Genomic DNA, 17,655 nt, shown 5'->3' on the forward strand with positions numbered 1-17,655 from the left:
TGCGGCCGAGGCGAGGCGCTCGACGACCACCGTCAGGGTCGGGTGAACACGACCTTGCCGAACAGGTCCGCGTCGAGCATCCGCTCGAATCCCTCGCGGGCCCGCTCGAGCGGGAGCACCCGGTCGACCTGCGGGCGCACCCCGGTCACCGCGCAGAACCGCATCAGCCGGTCAAGCTCGTCCCGGGTGCCCATGGTCGACCCGACCACCCGCAGCTGGAGGAAGAACACCCGGGTGAGCTCGGCCGGCGGCGCGTCGCCGCTGGTCGCCCCGCAGGTGACGATCACGCCACCGGGTTTGAGCGCCTTCACCGAGTGCGACCAGGTCGCCTGGCCGACGGTCTCCATCACGCCGTCCACCCGCTCGGGCAGCCGCTCACCCGACGCGAAGGCCCGGTCCGCGCCCAGCTCGAGGGCCCGCGCCCCCTTCGCCTCCTCCCGGCTGGTCACCCACATCCGGTAGCCCGCGGCGGACCCGAGCGCGACCAGCGCCGTCGCCACCCCGCCGCCGGCACCCTGCACGAGCACCGTCGAGCCGGGCGCCAGGTCGCTGCGGGTGAACAGCATCCGGTACGCCGTCAACCACGCCGTGGGCAGGCAGGCGGCCTCCTCGAAGCTGAGCTCGGCCGGCTTGGGCACCAGGTTGCGCCGCGGCACCACGACCTCGTCCGCGAAGGTGCCCTGGTGCCGTTCGGACAGGAGGGAGCGCTTGGGGTCGAGGGTCTCGTCGCCGCTCCAGTCCGGTGAGCTGATCACCGCGTGCACCACGACCTCGTTGCCGTCGTCGTCCACCCCGGCGCCGTCGCAGCCGAGGATCATCGGCAGCCGGTCGGCCGGAAGGCCGACCCCACGCAGGCTCCACAGGTCGTGGTGGTTCAGGCTCGCCGCCCGCAGGCGCACCCGCGCCCAACCGTCGGGCACCTCCGGCGACGGCCGCTCCCCCAGGGACAGGCCGGTCAGGGGGTCGTCGTTCGAGCTTCCGGACGCGAAGACAGCAAACATGATGCGACCCTAACGTCCGTGAACCCAGCCGCCACCCCAGCCACCACCCCAGCCGAGACCGCCGCCCAGCGCGCCGAGATCGTCGTCGGACCCGTCCTGCGCTACGTCGACCAGACCACCGCCACCGTCTGGGTGGAGACCGACCGGGCCTGCGAGGTCGAGGTGCTCGGGCACCGGACGACCACCTGGGACCTGTACGGCCACCACTTCGCGATCGTCGTGGTCGAGGGCCTCGAGCCCGCCAGCCGCACGCCGTACGAGGTCCGCCTGGACGGCGACCTGGCCTGGCCCGAGCCCGGCTCCCCGCACCCGCCGAGCATCATCCGCACGCTCGGGGCGGAGCACCTGGCGCGGATCGCCTTCGGCTCCTGCCGCCGCGCCGCGCCCTTCGACCGCCAGGCGCTCAAGGCGGTGGGCGCCGACGCCCTGGTCGCGCTGTCCGAGCGGATGATGGGAGACGACTCGCGGCACGCCCCCGACCTGCTGCTGCTGGTCGGCGACCAGGTCTACGCCGACGACCCGTCGCCGGCGCTGAAGAAGCGGCTGCGGGAGCTGCACGACCACGGCCAGCGCGAAGCCACGGCCGAGGGTCCGGACAGCGGCGACGTCCGCGAGGAGATCGTCGACTTCGAGGAGTACACCTGGCTGTACCACGAGTCGTGGCGCACCCCGGCGGTGCGCTGGCTGCTGTCCACGGTCCCGACGTGCATGATCCTGGACGACCACGACCTGCGCGACGACTGGAACAGCTCGTGGTCGTGGCGGCAGGAGATGACCCAGAAGGACTGGTGGCACGACCGGGTGGTCGGGGCGTTCTCGTCGTACTGGGTCTACCAGCACCTGGGCAACCTGTCCCCCGGCGAGCTGGCGCAGGACGAGGTGTACGACGCGCTCCGCGGCGCGCCCGACGGCCCCACCCGCGAACGGCTCCTGGCGGACTTCGTGGTGCGCGCCGACGAGAACCCCGACACCGCACGCTGGAGCTTCCACCGCGACCTCGGCCGCACCCGGCTGGTCGTGCTCGACTCCCGCTGCTCGCGCCGGCTGACCCCGGGCGACCGAGCCATCGTGGACGACAAGGAGTGGGCGTGGTTCGAGGAGGTCACCGACGCGGACGTCGACCACCTGCTGATCGGGACGTCGCTGCCGGTGCTCCTGCTGCACGGGGTGCACGCGCTGGAGGGCTGGAGCGAGGCCGTCGCCGAGGGGGCATGGGGGGCCTGGGGCGAGAAGCTCGGCGAGCAGGTCCGGCTCAAGGTCGACCTGGAGCACTGGGCCGCGTTCCGGAACTCCTTCGACGCGATGGTGACCCGGGTCCGTGAGATCGGCACGCGCGCCGAGCCGCCGGCCAGCGTGCTGTGGCTGTCCGGCGACGTGCACTGCTCCTACCTGGCGACGGCCGACGTGGCCGGCGTCGACCCCGCTGGCACCACCGTCCGGCAGCTCACCATGTCGCCCTTCCGCAACCCGCTCGGGCCGATGATCCGGACGGCCAACTCGTGGCTGGACCGCGGCGCGGCTCGCTCGCTGCTCGGCTGGCTGGCCCGGCGGGCCGGGGTCCGCGAGCCCGCGATGACCTGGGACGTCGACCACGGGCCGTGGTTCGACAACGGCGTCATGACGGTCGTGCTGGACGGGCGGTCGGCCGCCGTGGAGGTCGAGCACGCGCGCGTCGTCTCCGGCCGCCAGGTGCTGGACCGCACGGCGACCCTGCCGCTGACGACGGCCCGCCCGGCCTGACGCCAGGATCGTGGCAACCTCGCATCGCGGGTGATGCGAGGTTGCCACGATCTGCTGGTCGGCGGGTGGGCTAGCTCCGGGCGAGGCCCTCGCGGCGCGCGGTGGCCGAGACGGCCGCCGACACCGCCGGGACGACGCGCTCGTCGAACACGCTCGGCACGATCTCCACCGCCGTCGGCGAGTCGACGAGGTCGGCGATCGCCCACGCCGCGGCCAGCTTCATCGCCTCGCTGACCCGGCCGGCCCGCACGTCCAGCGCCCCGCGGAACACCCCGGGGAAGGCGAGCACGTTGTTGATCTGGTTCGGGAAGTCGCTGCGACCCGTCGCCACGACTGCGGCATACCGGCGGGCGACGTCCGGGTGCACCTCCGGGTCGGGGTTGGCCAGGCCGAAGACGATCGCGGACGGCGCCATCGCGGCCAGCGCGACCTCGGGCACCGTGCCACCGCTGACCCCGACGTACGCATCGGCGCCGCGCAGCGCGTCGCCGAGCGCGCCCTGGACGCCGCGCGGGTTGGTCCCGAGTGCGAGCCGGCGCTTGTGCGGGGCCAGGTCGGGCCGTCCCACGTGCAGGACGCCGCGCGAGTCGCACACCACCACGTCCGCCACCCCGGCGCGGCCGAGGATCCGGCTCACCGCGACGCCCGCCGCCCCGGCACCGCCGACCACCACCCGCAGGTCGGCCAGCGGCTTGCCGACCACCCGCGCGGCGTTGCGCAGCGCGGCGAGCACCACGATCGCCGTCCCGTGCTGGTCGTCGTGGAAGACCGGGATGTCCAGCAGGTCCTGCAACCGGCGCTCGACCTCGAAGCAGCGCGGGGCCGAGATGTCCTCCAGGTTGATCCCGCCGTACGTCGGGGCGAGCCGCACCACGGTCTCGACGAGCTCGTCGACGTCCGTGGTGGCCAGGCAGATCGGCACGGCGTCGACGTCCGCGAAGTGCTTGAAGAGCAGGGCCTTGCCCTCCATCACCGGCAGCGCGGCGGCGGGTCCGATGTCACCCAGGCCGAGCACCGCCGTCCCGTCGGTGACGACCGCGACCGTGTTCGCGCGGCTGGTGTAGACGTCGGCGAGCGTCGGATCGGCCGCGATGGCCCGCGACACCTCGGCCACGCCCGGGGTGTAGGCCAGGGACAGGTCGGCGCGACCGGTCAACGGACGGCGAGCGGTGACCGCGAGCTTGCCGCCGAGGTGGTGCTGGAAGACGGCCGAGCTCGGGTCGTAGGTGGGTTCGGGCAGGGCAGGACGATGCAACGGTTCGGCGGACACGGGTCCGTTCACCTCAATCAGGACATGGGCTGCGCAAGGGGGACCTCGAGGAACGCTCTACGACCGGGTATGGCCGGAATGTCCTCGCACGGGGGTCTCCCGCAAGGCGCTGCCCATGGTGCCACAGTGACGACCGGATCACGAGGGGCGAGACCGGACAGAGACGTGCATCACGCAAAGATCGCCTGTCGTCACGGAAGATCACGAGAAGGTCCCGATCGACTCCGGGGTACCACCCGTACAGATGTCGGTGGCAGGATGCGGCCATCAGATGAGCCTGAGGAGGCCCTCGTGTTGTTGCGTTCCCGTGGTCTGGCTGCCGCCGTCCTGTTCGGTGCAGGCGCCGCGCTGTCCCTGTCCGCCTGTGGTTCGGACTCGCTGTCCAAGGATTCTGGGAGCTCGAGCTCGCAGACCGTGGCGTCGGCGACCGTGGACTCAGCGCTGGTCGCGAAGCTGCCGGAGAAGGTCAAGACCGCCAAGAAGATCGTCGTGGGCACGGATGCCTCCTACGCGCCGAGCGAGTTCCTGGCGGCAGACGGCAAGACCGTCGAGGGCTTCGACGTCGACCTGTTCAAGGCGGTCGGCCAGAAGTTCGGGGTGGACGTCGAGTTCGTCCCCTCGTCCTTCGACTCGATCATCGCCGGCACCAACACCGGCAAGTACGACGTCGGGGTCTCGTCGTTCACCATCAACGACAAGCGCAAGGAGCAGGCCAACATGGTCAGCTACTACAGCGCGGGCACGCAGTGGGCGACGGCCAAGGGCAACCCCAAGAAGGTCTCGCCGGACAGCGCCTGCGGCCTGAAGGTCGCGGTCCAGACCGGCACCACCCAGGAGCAGGACGACCTGCCGAAGAAGCAGGCTGCGTGCAAGTCCGCCGGCAAGCCGGCCATCGTCATCCAGTCCTACCAGGGCCAGGACGAGGCGACCGCGGCCGTGGCGACCGGAAAGGCTGACGCGATGCTCGCCGACTCCCCGGTCGGCGCGTACGCGGTGCAGAAGTCCGACGGTGCGCTGATGACCGTCGGCGACATCTACGACTCGGCTCCGTACGGGTACGTCCTGCCCAAGACCGAGACGGACTTCGCCCAGGCGATCGCTGACGCCCTCAAGTCGCTCAAGGCAGACGGCACCTACGACAAGGTGCTGAGCAAGTGGGGCGTCCAGTCCGGCGGGATCAGCGACTTCGCCGTCAACCCGTGACCGATCACGCTGCGTCGAGCCCCGGGACGGGTGACCGTCCCGGGGCCATCGACGCGGTGCCGGTGCGCCACCCCGGCCGGATCGTGGCCATCGTCATCATCGCGATCCTGGCGGCGATGTTCGTCCACCTGCTGACGAACCCCGCCTTCAAGTGGCACTTCGTCTTCGAGGCGATGATCCAGCAGCCGGTGATCAACGGCCTGGTCCGCGGCACGCTGCTGGTCACGGTCTGCTCGATGATCTTCGGCGTCGTGCTGGGGGTCATCCTGGCCGTGATGCGGTTGTCGCCCAACAAGATCCTCTCGTACACCGCGTGGACCTTCACCTGGTTCTTCCGGGCGATCCCGCGGTACGTGCTGCTCTTCATCATCGGCAACCTGGCGATCCTCCTGCCGCGCATCGAGATCGGCATCCCGTTCGACTGGGTCGCAACCAACCTGCTCGGCATCGACCAGAGCGTGCGGTTCTTCGGCTTCGGCACCACGGTGATCGGCGCGACGGTGATCGGCGGCATCCTCGGGCTGGGGCTGTCCGAGGCGGCCTACATGGCCGAGATCGCCCGAGCGGGGATCATGAGCGTCGACAAGGGGCAGAACGAGGCGGCCGAGGCGCTCGGCATGAGCCGGGGCAAGGCGATGCGCCGGGTCGTGCTTCCGCAGGCGATGCGGGTGATCGTCCCGCCCACCGGCAACGAGACGATCGCGATGCTGAAGGACACCTCGCTGCTGATCGCGCTGCCGCTGAACGCGGAGCTGTTCTTCCAGCTGCGCTCGATCGGCTCCCGGACGTTCCAGGTCTTCCCGGTCGCCATCGCCGCGACCCTCTGGTACCTGATCATGTGCAGCGTGCTGATGATCGGCCAGTACTTCCTGGAGCGCCGGTTTGGCCGAGGCTTCGGCAGCTCCCCCAAAGCCAATGCGCACCCCGGCGCCACGCCGACCGCCGCCGGCCTCACCGTGACCGGGAACAAGTGATGACGACCACCGACCAGCCGCTGGTGCACGCGGTCAACGTGCACAAGGCCTTCCACGGCACCGACGTCCTCAAGGGCATCGACATGGACGTCGCCGCCGGCGAGGTCGTGACCCTGCTCGGACCGTCCGGCTCGGGCAAGACGACGTTCCTGCGCTGCATCAACCAGCTCGAGACGATCGACGGCGGCCGCATCTGGGTGGACGGCGACCTGATGGGCTACGCCGAGAAGGGCGGTCGGCTGCACACCCTGAACGACAAGAAGATCGCTGCCCAGCGCCGCGAGATCGGCATGGTGTTCCAGCGGTTCAACCTGTTCCCGCACATGACCGCCACCGAGAACGTGATGGAGGCGCCGGTCCAGGTCAAGGGCGAGAGCAAGTCCGACGCCCGCAAGCGGGCCGGCGAGCTCCTCGAGCGCGTGGGCATGTCGGACCGGTCGCACGCCTATCCGGCGCAGCTGTCCGGCGGCCAGCAGCAGCGGGTCGCCATCGCGCGAGCGCTGGCCATGCAGCCCAAGCTGATGCTGTTCGACGAGCCGACCAGCGCGCTGGACCCCGAGCTCGTCGGCGAGGTGCTCAACGTGATGCGGGAGCTGGCGAACGACGGCATGACGATGATCGTGGTCACGCACGAGATGAGCTTCGCCCGCGAGGTGGCCGACCGGGTGGTCTTCATGGACGGCGGCGTCGTCGTCGAGCAGGGCGACCCGCGCCAGGTCATCTCGAACCCGCAGCACGCCCGCACCAAGTCGTTCCTGCAGCGGATGCAGCGCGAGGAGGCCGAGGGCCATCACGGCGCCACGATCGAGGTGCCCGCGGACGCCGAGCTGGCGACGGACGACGCCCCGGAGGTCTGACCTGGCCGCCCGTGCGCCGTCCCGGCGATGGGGCATGGCCGTCGTCCGAGGTCGCTCGATGAGCCCGACGCTGTCGGACGGCGACCGGTTGCTGGTGCGCTGGGGGTCGCTCCCCCGCCCCGGCCAGCTGGTCGTCGTCCAGCTGCCGGACGGCCCGGACGGGCCGCGTCCGGTGTCGGTCAAGCGGGCGACCCGGCGCGACGGCGTCGGCTGGTGGGTCGAGCGGGACAACCCCGCCGAGGGCGTGGACTCCTGGCTCGTCGGGGCGATCCCGGACGACGACGTGCTGGCCGTCGTCCGGTGCCGGCTCTGGCCCCGACCTGGTCGCGCGAGCCCGCAGCCCCGCGTATAGGTTGACGTCGTACGCGAGACGCGAAAGAAGGGACCATCCATGCTTCCCCGCCTGTTCGCCCGCACCGTCGAGGTCAGCGCCCACTGCGACCTCCCCTGCGGCGTCTACGACCCCGCCCAGGCCAAGATCGAGGCCGAGTCGGTCAAGGCCATCATCGGCAAGATGAAGGACAACTCCGACCCGGAGTTCATCGCCCGCGCGGTGCTCATCAAGGAGCAGCGTTCCGAGCTGGTCAAGCACCACCTCTGGGTGCTGTGGACCGACTACTTCAAGCCCCCGCACTTCGAGAAGTACCCGCAGCTGCACACGCTGTTCAACGAGGCGACGAAGCTCGCGGGTGCCGCCGGCACCAAGGGCAGCTCGGACGCCGGCAAGGCCGACGAGCTGCTGGCCAAGATCGACGAGATCGCCGACATCTTCTGGGAGACCAAGAAGGCGGCGTGAGCAAGGTCCCGCACGTGCCGGAGGCCGACCCCAGGACGTCGGGGCCGGCCTCCGGCACGCCTGGGCTGGTCGCCACGCAGGTGCGCAAGCTGTTCGGCGAGCGCGCCGTGGTCGACGGCATCAGCCTGCAGGTCGACCCCGGCGAGGTGCTCGCCCTGGTCGGCGGCAACGGGTCCGGCAAGACCACGCTGCTGCGCATCCTGACCGGCGCGATCGACCCGGACGACGGCGAGGTGACCTGGCAGGGCCGCTCGCTGGACGAGTCGGACCCCTGGGTGCGCCGCGAGGTCGCTGTGCTGCTGGACGACGCCGAGACCTTCCCCGACCTGTCGGTCCTCGAGCACGTCGAGCTGCTGGCCCGGGCGTTCGGCCTGGACGACGCCCGCCCGCACGCGCAGCAGGTGCTCGACGAGGTCGGCCTGACCCGGCAGGCCGGTCAGCTGCCGACGTCGCTGTCCAGCGGGCAGCGGCACCGCCTCGGGCTGGCCAGCGTGCTGGTCCGCCCGGCCGGGCTGGTCGTCCTGGACGAGCCCGAGCAGCGCCTGGACGACGCCGGCCGGACGTGGCTGAGCGAGCGGCTGCGCCGCCTGGCCGACGACGGCGCCGCGATCGTGCTGGCCAGCCACGACGAGCAGCTGGTCGAGGACGTCGCGCACCTCGTCCTCGAGCTCGGCTGAGGATCCTGTCGTGGCCGTCGCGCTGAGCCCGGAGGTCCCGGCTCGCACCGTCCGCCAGCAGCTGCGCAAGGCCCGCCGGGCGTCGGTCGCCGCGCGACCGGTCACCGAGGTGCTGCAGGACCTCTACGTGACGGCGTTCGGCATCGTGCTGATCTCGGTGATGGTGGGCCCGCTGGCCCGCGACGCCCTGCAGGACGTCGTCGACCACGGCGGGGCGGGTCAGGCGCCGCACGCGCTCGTGCCCGCGCTGGGTATCGCGCTCGGCCTGGTGTTCGTGGGCACCGGCGTGCGCGCCCTCAACCTCGTCGGGCCGGTGGTCTGCGACCCCGCCCGCGCCACCTGGCTGCTCGCCTCCCCCGTCTCGCGGGCCGGGCTGCTCGGCGCGGCGGCCGGCGCGGCCCTGGCCGGGACGGCCTTCGTCGGCGCCCTCGGTGGGCTCGCGGTGGGACTGCTGCTCTCGTGGCCGGGGGTGGCCTCGGCGGTGGTCGGCGGTTTCGCGGCGGCGTTGCTGGGGCTGCTCGCGATCGGCCTGCAAGGACGGCGCACCGGTGGCCGGTGGATGCGCTGGGGCGGCGACGCGCTGGCGCTGCTGGCCGTCCCCGTCCTGGTCGCCGGGCTGCTCGGGGTGGACGCGCAGCCGGCGACGCCCAGCGCCCGCACCGCCGGTCTCGTCGCGCTGGCCCTCGGCCTGCTGCTGGTGCTCTGCGCGACCCGGCTGTCTCGCGTGCTGGCCCGGCTGCGGCGCACCGACATGGTCGCCGGCACCGGGCTGGCCACCGGGCTGCGGGCCACGGTCACCGCGCTCGACGGGTCGTTCGTCGCCGAGACGCTCCGGCTGCGACGGCTGCTCGAGCGCGGCGTCGTCGGCTCGAAACCCCTGCGCGGCAGTGGCTTCAACGCGCTGGTCGCGGCCGACGTCCGGCGGGTCTCACGGGCCTCGCGCGGGCCACTGGCTGCGCTCGGCGCCACCACCCTGGCGTGGGCGGCGGAGGACCTGTACGGGCGGCTCGGCAGTGTCGTCGTCCTGCTCGTGGTGTGCTGGGCCGGCGCGGGCGCCAGCGCCGCGGGCCTGCGCACGGTGACCCGCAGCCGCGGGCTGGCCCGCTCCCTGCCACTGGCCGACCAGGACCTGCGCCAGGCCCACCTGGTCGTGCCGGCCCTGGTCGCCGCCGTCGTCGCCGAGGTGGGCTGCCTGCTCACCGGCCGCCCCTCGTGGTGGACCCTGGTGCTGACGCTGCTCGCCGCGGCCGGCGTGCTGCGCACCGCGGCCGGGCGCCCCGACATCAAGTGGGAGCTGCAGGCCACCTCACCGATGGGGGCGTTGCCGGTGGGGGCGTTCACCGCGTTCCTGGTCGGGCCGGACGTCGTGGTCGTCGCGGCGCTGCCGTTTCTGGTCGGCGCGACCCCGATGGTCTCGTTGCTGCTGCCGCTGCTGGCCGTGACCGTGCTGCTGCGCCGAAAGATCAAGCGCCCGTCGTGAGTTGCCTCGTGCCGGTTTGGGAGTAACGTCCCGCCCTGCGGGTGCCACTGGAGCCACCCGCAGCAGGGGACCCCTCATCGGAGGCACGCACCGTGGCCACACCGGCAGAGCACGAGCCGAACGCACCCAGTCCAGCCCACCGCAACCTGCCCGTCGGGCTGATCGTCGTGGTCGGCGTCCTGCTGGCCCTGCCCGTCGTAGCGCTGCTCTGGGTAGCGAGCTACGCGAAGGAGACCCCGCGGCTGTGGGGCTTCCCCTTCTTCTACTGGTACCAGTTCCTCTGGGTGTTCCTGGCGGCGATCTGCACGTCGGTCGCCTACCGGATCGTGCACACCTTCCAGAGCCGTGAGCGGGGCGACCAGTGAGCGCCGCGGTGCCGGCGGCGGCCGCGGCGGGCAACACCGACATCAACTGGGTCGCCCTGACCATCGTCATCGTGCTGTTCTGCCTGGTGACCGTGATGGGTTTCATGGCCGCACGCTGGCGGCGCAAGGACGCCAGCATGGGCAGCCTGCAGGAGTGGGGGCTGGGCGGGCGCAGCTTCGGCACGTTCATCACGTGGTTCCTGCTCGGTGGTGACCTCTACACGGCGTACACGTTCGTCGCCGTGCCCGCGGCGATGTTCGCCACCGGAGCCGTGACGGGCTTCTTCGCCGTCCCCTACACGATCATCGTGTACCCGATCATCTTCGTCTTCATGTCCCGCCTGTGGTCGATCTCGCACACCCACGGGTACGTGACGCCGGCCGACTTCGTGAAGGGTCGCTACGGCTCCCGCGGCCTGTCGCTGGCCGTGGCGCTGACCGGCATCCTGGCGACGATGCCGTACATCGCGCTGCAGCTGGTGGGCATCCAGGCGGTGCTCGAGGTCATGGGCATCGGCGGGTCGCAGAACGCGCTGGCCCGCGACCTGCCGCTGCTGATCGCCTTCGCGGTGCTCGCCGCGTACACCTACTCCAGCGGGCTGCGCGCGCCGGCGATGATCGCGTTCGTCAAGGACGGCCTGATCTACCTGGTCATCCTGGTCGCGATCATCTACCTGCCGCAGCACGTCGGCGGCTGGGGCCACGTCTTCGACTCGGCCCAGGAGAAGATGGCCACCGTCAACCCGGTGACCAAGAAGCCGGTGGGCGCGTTCATCCCGAACACGCTGCAGTTCTGGCCCTACGCGACCCTCGCGCTGGGCTCGGCGATGGCGCTCTTCATGTACCCGCACTCCATCACGGCCGTGCTGTCGTCCAAGAACCGCAACGTGATCCGGCGCAACGCCTCGATCCTGCCGGCGTACTCGTTCCTGCTCGGCCTGCTGGCCCTGCTCGGCTTCATCGCCATCGCGGCGGGCACCAAGCCGATCGGGCTGGACGGCCTGCCCAACCCGCAGCTCGTCGTCCCGCAGCTGTTCGAGGACGAGTTCCCGTCCTGGTTCGCCGGGATCGCGTTCGCGGCCATCGCGATCGGCGCGCTCGTGCCGGCGGCGATCATGTCGATCGCAGCGGCGAACCTGTTCACTCGCAACATCTACCGGGACTTCATCAACCCGGACGCGACGCACGCGCAGGAGGCCAAGGTCTCCAAGATCGCGTCCCTGCTGGTCAAGGTCGGCGCGCTGCTGTTCGTGTTCACCCTGGACAAGACGCTGGCGCTGAACTTCCAGCTGCTCGGCGGCGTGTGGATCCTGCAGACGTTCCCGGCCATCGTGTTCGGGCTCTACACCCGCTGGTTCCACCGGTGGGCGCTGCTGGTCGGCTGGGCCGTGGCCATGGTCTACGGGTCCGTCACGGCGTACCAGCAGATCAACCCCGCGACCCACAAGCACTTCGGGTCGTCGCTGGCCAACATCGACGTGATCGGCCAGACCGGCTACATCGCGCTCACCGCCTTCGTGATCAACGTCGTGGTGGCGGCGGTGCTCACCGTCGTCTTCCGGCTGGTGAAGGCACCCGCCGGCGAGGACGCCACGAAGCCCTCCGACTACAAGGCGGACGCCGGCGACCCGAGCGTGCACGACCTGCCGGAGCTCAGCGAGGCCTGACCCCCACCCTCCCCGGTGATCATGCACGTTCGCCCCGTCGCGGGGGCGAACGTGCATGATCACCGCGGGTTGGCGGGACGGGTGGGGTTACGGGGTGCGGTGGCGCAGCAGGTGGGCCTGGCGGGTGGCGACCCAGCCGACCAGGACCACCAGGTGCAGCACCCACAACCACAGCAGGACGGCGATCGCGCCACCCACCGCGGACTCGCCGCCGAACGGCGCGCCCAGGTCCAGCGGCAGCGACAGGAACAGCACGAAGCCCTGCAGGAACCCGGACACGAACGCCCCCACGCACAGGCCCCCCACCACGCAGGTCGTCCAGGGCAGCCGGTCCGGCGCCACCACCCGGAACGTCCAGGCCAGCGGCAGCGCCACGACGAGCCAGTCGACGTTCAGCGCGAGGTAGACGCCCAGCACCCGCCCGCCCAGCCCCTCGCCGAACAGCTCACTGAGCAGCGGGGTCACCGCCAGCACGGCGAGCAGCAGCACCGGCGCGGCGACCAGCAGCGGCAGCACGGCAAGGCGCCCGCGCCAGCCGACCAGCCGGTCCCGGGCATCGGCCAGCGCGACGTACGCACGGCGCAGCCCCTCGCCGTACACGGTCGCGGGCAGCAGCGAGACCAGCACCGCGGTCCAGCCGATGCCCGCACCCAGGCGCAGCGCGCGGCCGGCGACCTGGTCCGCCCCCAGCTCCGACGGCAGGGCGTCGGACAGGCTGTCCGCGAACCTGGACAGCGCGTCGCGGCCGAGCACCGCAGCGAGCAGCCGGGCGGCAATCAGCAGCCCCGGCACGAGCGCGATCGCCGCGTAGAACGTGACCCCCGCCGAGTACAGCATCAGGTCGTGGCCGCGCAGCGCCGCCGTGGTCGAGCGCGGCAGCGCCCGCAGGACGTCACGCCGGGGCAGCTGGTCTGCCCGCACCGTCGGCGCGCTCACCCGGGTAGGCGGTCGAGAAACCGCCGGACGTCGACGACGACCCGGGTGACCTGCCCGGTCGCGAGCAGCCGGCCGTCGCGACCCGTCGCGGTCACGGCGAACCGGCGCAGCCGGCCGTCGGTGTACGTCGGCTCGGCCCGGACCAGCACAGACTCGCCCACCGGGCTGGCTGCCAGGTGCTCCAGCTCGACCCGGGTGCCGACGCTCGTCGAGCCGTCAGGCAGCGGCTCGGCGGCGTCGCCCGTGACGGCCTCGCACCAGGCGAGCAGCCGAGGGGTGGCCAGCACGTCGAGAGTGCCGGAGCCGAGCGCGCGGGCGGTGTCGTCGTCCGAGACCTGGAACTGCCGGTGCGCGTCGCTCACCCCGCGACGCTACCCCGCGCGGAGCAGGCACGTTCGTCCCCGGGGGCGAACGTGCATGATCACCGCGGAGGGAGGGGGCGGCCGAACCGGGTCAGGCGACCAGGCCGAGGCGACGCAGCTCGACGGTGAGGTCGTGCGGGTTGCTCGCGGCGCTCATGGCGTCCTCGAGCGTCACCACCCCGTCGCGGATGAGCGTGGTCAGGTGCTGGTCGAAGGTCTGCATCCCGTAGAAGCCGCCCTCGGTGATGAGCTCGGTGAGGGTGCTGGTCTTCTCCGGGTCCGCGATGGCGTCGGCGACACGACCGGTGTTGATCGCGATCTCCATCGCGACGCAGCGGCCCTGGCCGTCGGCCCGCGGCACCAGCCGCTGGCAGATGATGCCGCGCAGCGAGCCGGCCAGCGCGAGCCGGACCTGCTTCTGCTCGTGCGGGGGGAAGAAGTCGATGATGCGCGCGATGGTCTCCTGCGCGTTCGTGGTGTGCAGCGTCGACATGACGAAGTGCCCGGTCTCGGACGCCGACAGGGCGGCCTTCACGGTCTCGACGTCCCGCATCTCGCCGACCAGGATGACGTCCGGGTCCTGGCGCATCGCGGCGCGCAGGGCGACGGCGAAGTCCTCGGTGTCCAGCCGGACCTCGCGCTGGTTGATCATCGAGAGCTGGTCGCGGTGCAGGACCTCGATCGGGTCCTCGATGGTCACGATGTGGCACTCGCGGTGGGTGTTGATGTGGTCCACCATGCCGGCCAGCGTCGTCGTCTTGCCCGAACCCGTGGGGCCGGTGACGAGCACTAGGCCGCGCGGCTCGAGGGACAGCTGGGCGATCACCGCGGGCACGCTGAGCTCGTCCAGCGGCAGGGCGCCGACCGAGACCCGGCGGAACACCAGGCCGATCGAGCCGCGGGACTTGAACGCGTTGACCCGGAAGCGGCCGACCCCGGCCAGCGAGTAGGCGAAGTCCGCCTCGTTGGTCCGCTTGAACACCTCGCGCAGGTCGTCGCGCATGACCTCGTCGGCGATGGCCGCGGTCTGCTCGGGCGTCAGCGCCGGCCCCTGCAGCTTGCGCAGGCGCCCGTCGATGCGCAGGCGCGCCGGAGAACCGACCTTGATGTGCAGGTCGGAGCCCCGCAGCTCGGAGAGAGCGCGGAGGTACGGCGACACGGAGATCACGGCAGACTCGTCCACGACTGTCAGATCGGCCCGACCGGCGGGTGACTTGAGGACCTGGGGGCCTCTACTCCACGCGGGTGACGACCCGGGTCAGCGCCGACACGACCCGAGGGTCGTACTCGTAGGCCAGTCCGAGGTGGATCCGCTCGAGCGCCTCGCGTCGCCGGCTCTCCGTGCCACCGTCCCCGACGAGGTCGTCGTAGGCGTTCGCGGCCTTGATGATCCGGCTGCCCAGCGGGACGGCGCGGTCATCGGTCTGGTGGTGACGGCGGTACGGCTCGCACTGGCGCTCGATCATGTCGGCGACGTCGTTCAGCACGCCGGTCCGGCGGACCACGTCGGCCCCCAGGTCGGCGATCCGGCGCTGCTCCATCGGGGCGGCCATCACGGTCGCCCCGCCGGGGATGGGCTCGCTGAGCGACAGCTGCCCGATGTCGTGCAGCAGCGCGGCGTACTCCAGGTCGCGCAGCGAGCGCTCGACCATGCCGAGGTCGCGGCCCATGGCCAGCGCCAGCGACGCCACCCGTCGCGAGTGCCCGGTCTCGGTGTAGCCGCCGAGCTCGGTGACCCGGGACAGCGACCGGATGGTCTGGTTGTAGGTCTCCTGGATCGTGGAGTACCGGCGGAACGCGAACTGGGTGAGCAGCAGCGGCGCCAGGAACACCGGCACGGCCAGCAGACCCATCGGCTCGGCGGCGAGGGCGATCAGCACCCCACCGCAGCCGATCGCGCTGCCCAGGGCGGAGTTGAACCGCAGCTCGTCGACCAGGACGGACTTGAGCCGGGCGTTCTCGTCGCCGGCGCGCATGGTGGCGGCCAGGATCGCGTCGAACGCCAACGAGACGGCCACCGCGAGCAGCATCAGCACCGCCAGGAACGACCGGTTGCCGACCCAGGCGCGACCGGCCTCGGCGACCGAGCCGTGCTCGGTGAACGGGATGACCCGCCAGATCACGGTGAGCAGCGTGATCGCCAGGAACCGGTGCACCAGCCCGGCCAGCTCCGGCGGCCGACCGGCGAGCAGGTGCGGCAGGATGCCCACGACGGTGGCGAGGGCGACGACGGCGATCACGGTCGCCGGGTCCACGGACCCGCCGTGCGAGGGACCGACGTTGGTGGTCAGCACGAACGCCACGGCCGCGGCGGTGCCGATCGGCGCCGCCTCGCGGTCGCCCGGCAGCCACACCCGCAGCGCCTCCCCCAGCGCGATCGCTGCGGCGAAGACCACCACGACATCGACGTTGTGCGCGCCGCGCTGGGTCAGGCCGGCCGCGGACGCCCCGACCGCCGCGGCCGCGACCATGGCGGCCAGGCAGCTGAAGGCCCAGGTGAGGGACAGCCGCGGTCCGTTGGGTCCGAGGGTCATCCGCGCTCCCCCTGGGCCGGCTGGCCGTCCAGGTCCAGCGGGAGCCGACCCTCGACGGCGAAGCCCGGGTCGTCGTGGTCGCGCGAGTCCGGCGGCTCGGGACCGAACGCCCCGGGGACGTCGAGCCCGGCCAGCCGGGGGTCGGGTGCGTCGGCCTGCGGGTCGGCCGGCACCCACTGGGTCCGCTGCAGCCCGTCGGTGAGCGCCGCGACGAAGACCGCATCGAACTGTGTGCCGGTGCACTGCCGCAGCTCCTCGACCGCGTCCTCGACGCTGCGAGCCTGCCGGTAGGAACGGGTCGAGGTCATGGAGTCGAAGGCGTCCGCGACGGCGATGATGCGCGCGAACTCGGGAATCGCCGAACCGGCCAGACCCATCGGGTAGCCCCGGCCGTCAAGCCGCTCGTGGTGGTGCAGGATCCCCTCGAACGCCTCACCGAGGAACTCGATCTCGCGCACCATCTCGAGACCGCGCACCGGGTGCCGCGCGATCGTGGCGAACTCCTCGTCGGTGAGGGCACCGGTCTTCTGCAGCACCCGGGTGGGCACCCCCAGCTTGCCGACGTCGTGCAGCATGCCGGCGAAGTGCAGGGTCGACGTCCGCTGCTGGGACAGGCCCGAGGCCCGGGCGATGATCACGGACGCGCGAGCCACCCGCTCGCTGTGGCCCCGGGTGTAGTGGTCCTTGGCCTCCACGGCCTGCACGAGGGCGGCCACCGTGCGTTCGTGCGCAGCGTTCTGCTCGGCGTACTGGGCGAAGGCCCAGCGGGCGACGAAGAGCGGGGCGAGCACCAGGACGGCGGACAGCGGGCCGACGCCGGCGGCCTTCCAGAGCACCACCAGCAGGAGGCCGAACAGGCCGTAGCCGACGTACGCGACGCCGCCGCTGCGGAGCATGCCGGTCAGCACCTCGCGGAACGGGACGCGGTTGTTCACGCTGACGATGCCCGCGACCAGCACCGCGTTCGCCAGGCACATGACGACGTCGGCCAGCACCAGCGGGAGGGCGAGCCGGGTGAGCAGGTCACCGGTCGCGCCCAGCCACGTCTCGGGATCGGTCGTGCCGCCGAGCACCGTGAACGCGAGCCCGGCGGACCCGGCCAGCAGCACGTACAGGGCCGTGTTCATCGCCCAGCGGACCGGCGAGACGCGGCGGATCTCCGGCAGCCAGGACGCGATCCCGACGAGCATGGCGCCCGTGGTGCCGACCAGCACGACCGAGGCCAGCAGCACGATGGAGTTGGTGCCGAGGTCGGTCCGCTCGTAGACGCCACGGACCCGCGTGACGCTGCTGACCAGGCACAACAGCGCCAGGACGGCGATATCGGCCCAGTGCTCGGGCGGCGAGACCCGCCAGCTGACGGCCAGCGACGCGCAGGCGAGCAGGACCGACCCACCGACGTACAGTCGGACGCGGGCCTGACTGCGGTCCACTTGGCTCCCTCGTGATGGGCCAGAGTGCGTGAGGGAGACCGGCGGCTGGGGCGAACGAGTCGTTTAGCTCGTCGGTCAGCCGTTCATCCAGGTCCAGCCGGGCTGGGAGGAAAGGAACTTCTCGACTGCGGACACGATCTTGCTCACGGGACACCACTCCTTGATCGGGTCGTCACGAGGCCGCTATTCCCCGCGCGCACTCCGCTCCGCTCTGGAAATGGACCTACCGGACAAACATACAGGGGTGACGTTTGTCCGGTAAAGCACCGCCGGTCTCCTTCACGCACTCTGGAGTTGTTCTGGTCTCGCTCGGCGGATGCTATCCGCCGATCCGCTCCGGGAGCCGCATGTCGCGCGGTC

Annotated in this window: 17 protein-coding genes; 10 read left to right on the forward strand and 7 right to left on the reverse strand. The window is 71.8% G+C overall.

All coding sequences use genetic code 11. From position 1 onward, the window contains the following. Positions 1-32: 32 nt before the first annotated feature. Complete coding sequence (locus tag ABEB17_RS01710) at positions 33-1,001, reverse strand: zinc-binding dehydrogenase (RefSeq protein ID WP_345714817.1); 969 nt, start codon at positions 999-1,001, stop codon at positions 33-35. Positions 1,002-1,019: 18 nt separating this feature from the next. Between ABEB17_RS01710 and ABEB17_RS01715 the strand changes: the two genes are divergently transcribed. Continuing rightward, a complete protein-coding gene (locus ABEB17_RS01715; protein ID WP_345714818.1) occupies positions 1,020-2,741 on the forward strand; it encodes a DUF7800 domain-containing protein in 1,722 nt (573 codons plus the stop codon). Positions 2,742-2,811: 70 nt separating this feature from the next. On the opposite strand, the gene ABEB17_RS01720 is transcribed toward ABEB17_RS01715, so the two are convergent. Continuing rightward, a complete protein-coding gene (locus ABEB17_RS01720; protein WP_378227075.1) occupies positions 2,812-4,023 on the reverse strand; it encodes an NAD(P)-dependent malic enzyme in 1,212 nt (403 codons plus the stop codon). A gap of 279 nt (positions 4,024-4,302) precedes the next feature. On the opposite strand from ABEB17_RS01720, the gene ABEB17_RS01725 reads away from it, so the two are divergent. The 9 genes from ABEB17_RS01725 to mctP all read left to right on the forward strand — a co-directional run bounded on the left by ABEB17_RS01725 (position 4,303) and on the right by mctP (position 12,030). Then, positions 4,303-5,214, forward strand: a complete 912-nt coding sequence (locus tag ABEB17_RS01725; protein WP_345714819.1) for an ABC transporter substrate-binding protein — start codon at positions 4,303-4,305, stop codon at positions 5,212-5,214. Continuing rightward, positions 5,211-6,188, forward strand: a complete 978-nt coding sequence (locus tag ABEB17_RS01730; protein ID WP_345714820.1) for an amino acid ABC transporter permease — start codon at positions 5,211-5,213, stop codon at positions 6,186-6,188. Before ABEB17_RS01725 ends, ABEB17_RS01730 begins: the two co-directional genes overlap by 4 nt. Further along, positions 6,188-7,045, forward strand: coding sequence for an amino acid ABC transporter ATP-binding protein (locus ABEB17_RS01735; protein WP_345714821.1), 858 nt, complete (start codon positions 6,188-6,190; stop codon positions 7,043-7,045). The genes ABEB17_RS01730 and ABEB17_RS01735 overlap by 1 nt, the downstream gene beginning before the upstream one ends. Before the next feature lie 34 nt (positions 7,046-7,079). Continuing rightward, positions 7,080-7,397 carry a S26 family signal peptidase gene (locus tag ABEB17_RS01740; protein ID WP_378227074.1) on the forward strand — a complete coding sequence of 106 codons (318 nt, stop codon included), beginning with the start codon at positions 7,080-7,082 and terminating at the stop codon, positions 7,395-7,397. 39 nt (positions 7,398-7,436) lie between these two features. Further along, positions 7,437-7,841, forward strand: a complete 405-nt coding sequence (gene sodN, locus ABEB17_RS01745) for a superoxide dismutase, Ni (protein WP_345714822.1) — start codon at positions 7,437-7,439, stop codon at positions 7,839-7,841. Continuing rightward, positions 7,838-8,518, forward strand: coding sequence for an ABC transporter ATP-binding protein (locus ABEB17_RS01750; RefSeq protein ID WP_345714823.1), 681 nt, complete (start codon positions 7,838-7,840; stop codon positions 8,516-8,518). Before sodN ends, ABEB17_RS01750 begins: the two co-directional genes overlap by 4 nt. Positions 8,519-8,528: 10 nt before the next feature. Continuing rightward, entirely contained in the window at positions 8,529-9,998 is a 1,470-nt protein-coding gene (locus tag ABEB17_RS01755) for a DUF6297 family protein (protein WP_345714825.1), read from the forward strand. Between the two features lie 92 nt (positions 9,999-10,090). Continuing rightward, positions 10,091-10,363 carry a DUF3311 domain-containing protein gene (locus tag ABEB17_RS01760; RefSeq protein WP_345714826.1) on the forward strand — a complete coding sequence of 91 codons (273 nt, stop codon included), beginning with the start codon at positions 10,091-10,093 and terminating at the stop codon, positions 10,361-10,363. Then, on the forward strand, positions 10,360-12,030 hold the full coding sequence (gene mctP / locus ABEB17_RS01765) for a monocarboxylate uptake permease MctP (RefSeq protein WP_345714828.1): 1,671 nt from the start codon (positions 10,360-10,362) through the stop codon (positions 12,028-12,030). Before ABEB17_RS01760 ends, mctP begins: the two co-directional genes overlap by 4 nt. Positions 12,031-12,117: 87 nt before the next feature. Here mctP and ABEB17_RS01770 read toward each other — a convergent pair whose 3' ends face one another. The 5 genes from ABEB17_RS01770 to ABEB17_RS01790 all read right to left on the reverse strand — a co-directional run bounded on the left by ABEB17_RS01770 (position 12,118) and on the right by ABEB17_RS01790 (position 17,295). Beyond that, the gene (locus ABEB17_RS01770; RefSeq protein ID WP_345714829.1) at positions 12,118-12,966 is read right to left on the reverse strand and encodes a YhjD/YihY/BrkB family envelope integrity protein; all 849 of its coding nucleotides are present in this window, start codon (positions 12,964-12,966) and stop codon (positions 12,118-12,120) included. Further along, positions 12,963-13,328: a thioesterase family protein gene (locus tag ABEB17_RS01775; protein WP_345714830.1), complete on the reverse strand. Its 366-nt coding sequence runs from the start codon at positions 13,326-13,328 to the stop codon at positions 12,963-12,965. The genes ABEB17_RS01770 and ABEB17_RS01775 overlap by 4 nt, the downstream gene beginning before the upstream one ends. 91 nt (positions 13,329-13,419) lie before the next feature. Beyond that, positions 13,420-14,520 (reverse strand): type IV pilus twitching motility protein PilT, encoded by a 1,101-nt coding sequence (locus tag ABEB17_RS01780; RefSeq protein WP_425551678.1) that lies wholly within the window; start codon positions 14,518-14,520, stop codon positions 13,420-13,422. 40 nt (positions 14,521-14,560) lie between these two features. Further along, entirely contained in the window at positions 14,561-15,862 is a 1,302-nt protein-coding gene (locus ABEB17_RS01785) for an HD-GYP domain-containing protein (RefSeq protein WP_345714833.1), read from the reverse strand. Then, the gene (locus ABEB17_RS01790; protein ID WP_345714834.1) at positions 15,859-17,295 is read right to left on the reverse strand and encodes an HD-GYP domain-containing protein; all 1,437 of its coding nucleotides are present in this window, start codon (positions 17,293-17,295) and stop codon (positions 15,859-15,861) included. Before ABEB17_RS01790 ends, ABEB17_RS01785 begins: the two co-directional genes overlap by 4 nt. Between the last annotated feature and the right edge of the window lie 360 nt (positions 17,296-17,655).

The sequence above is a fragment of the Angustibacter luteus genome, assembly GCF_039541115.1.
GTDB lineage: Bacteria > Actinomycetota > Actinomycetes > Actinomycetales > Angustibacteraceae > Angustibacter > Angustibacter luteus.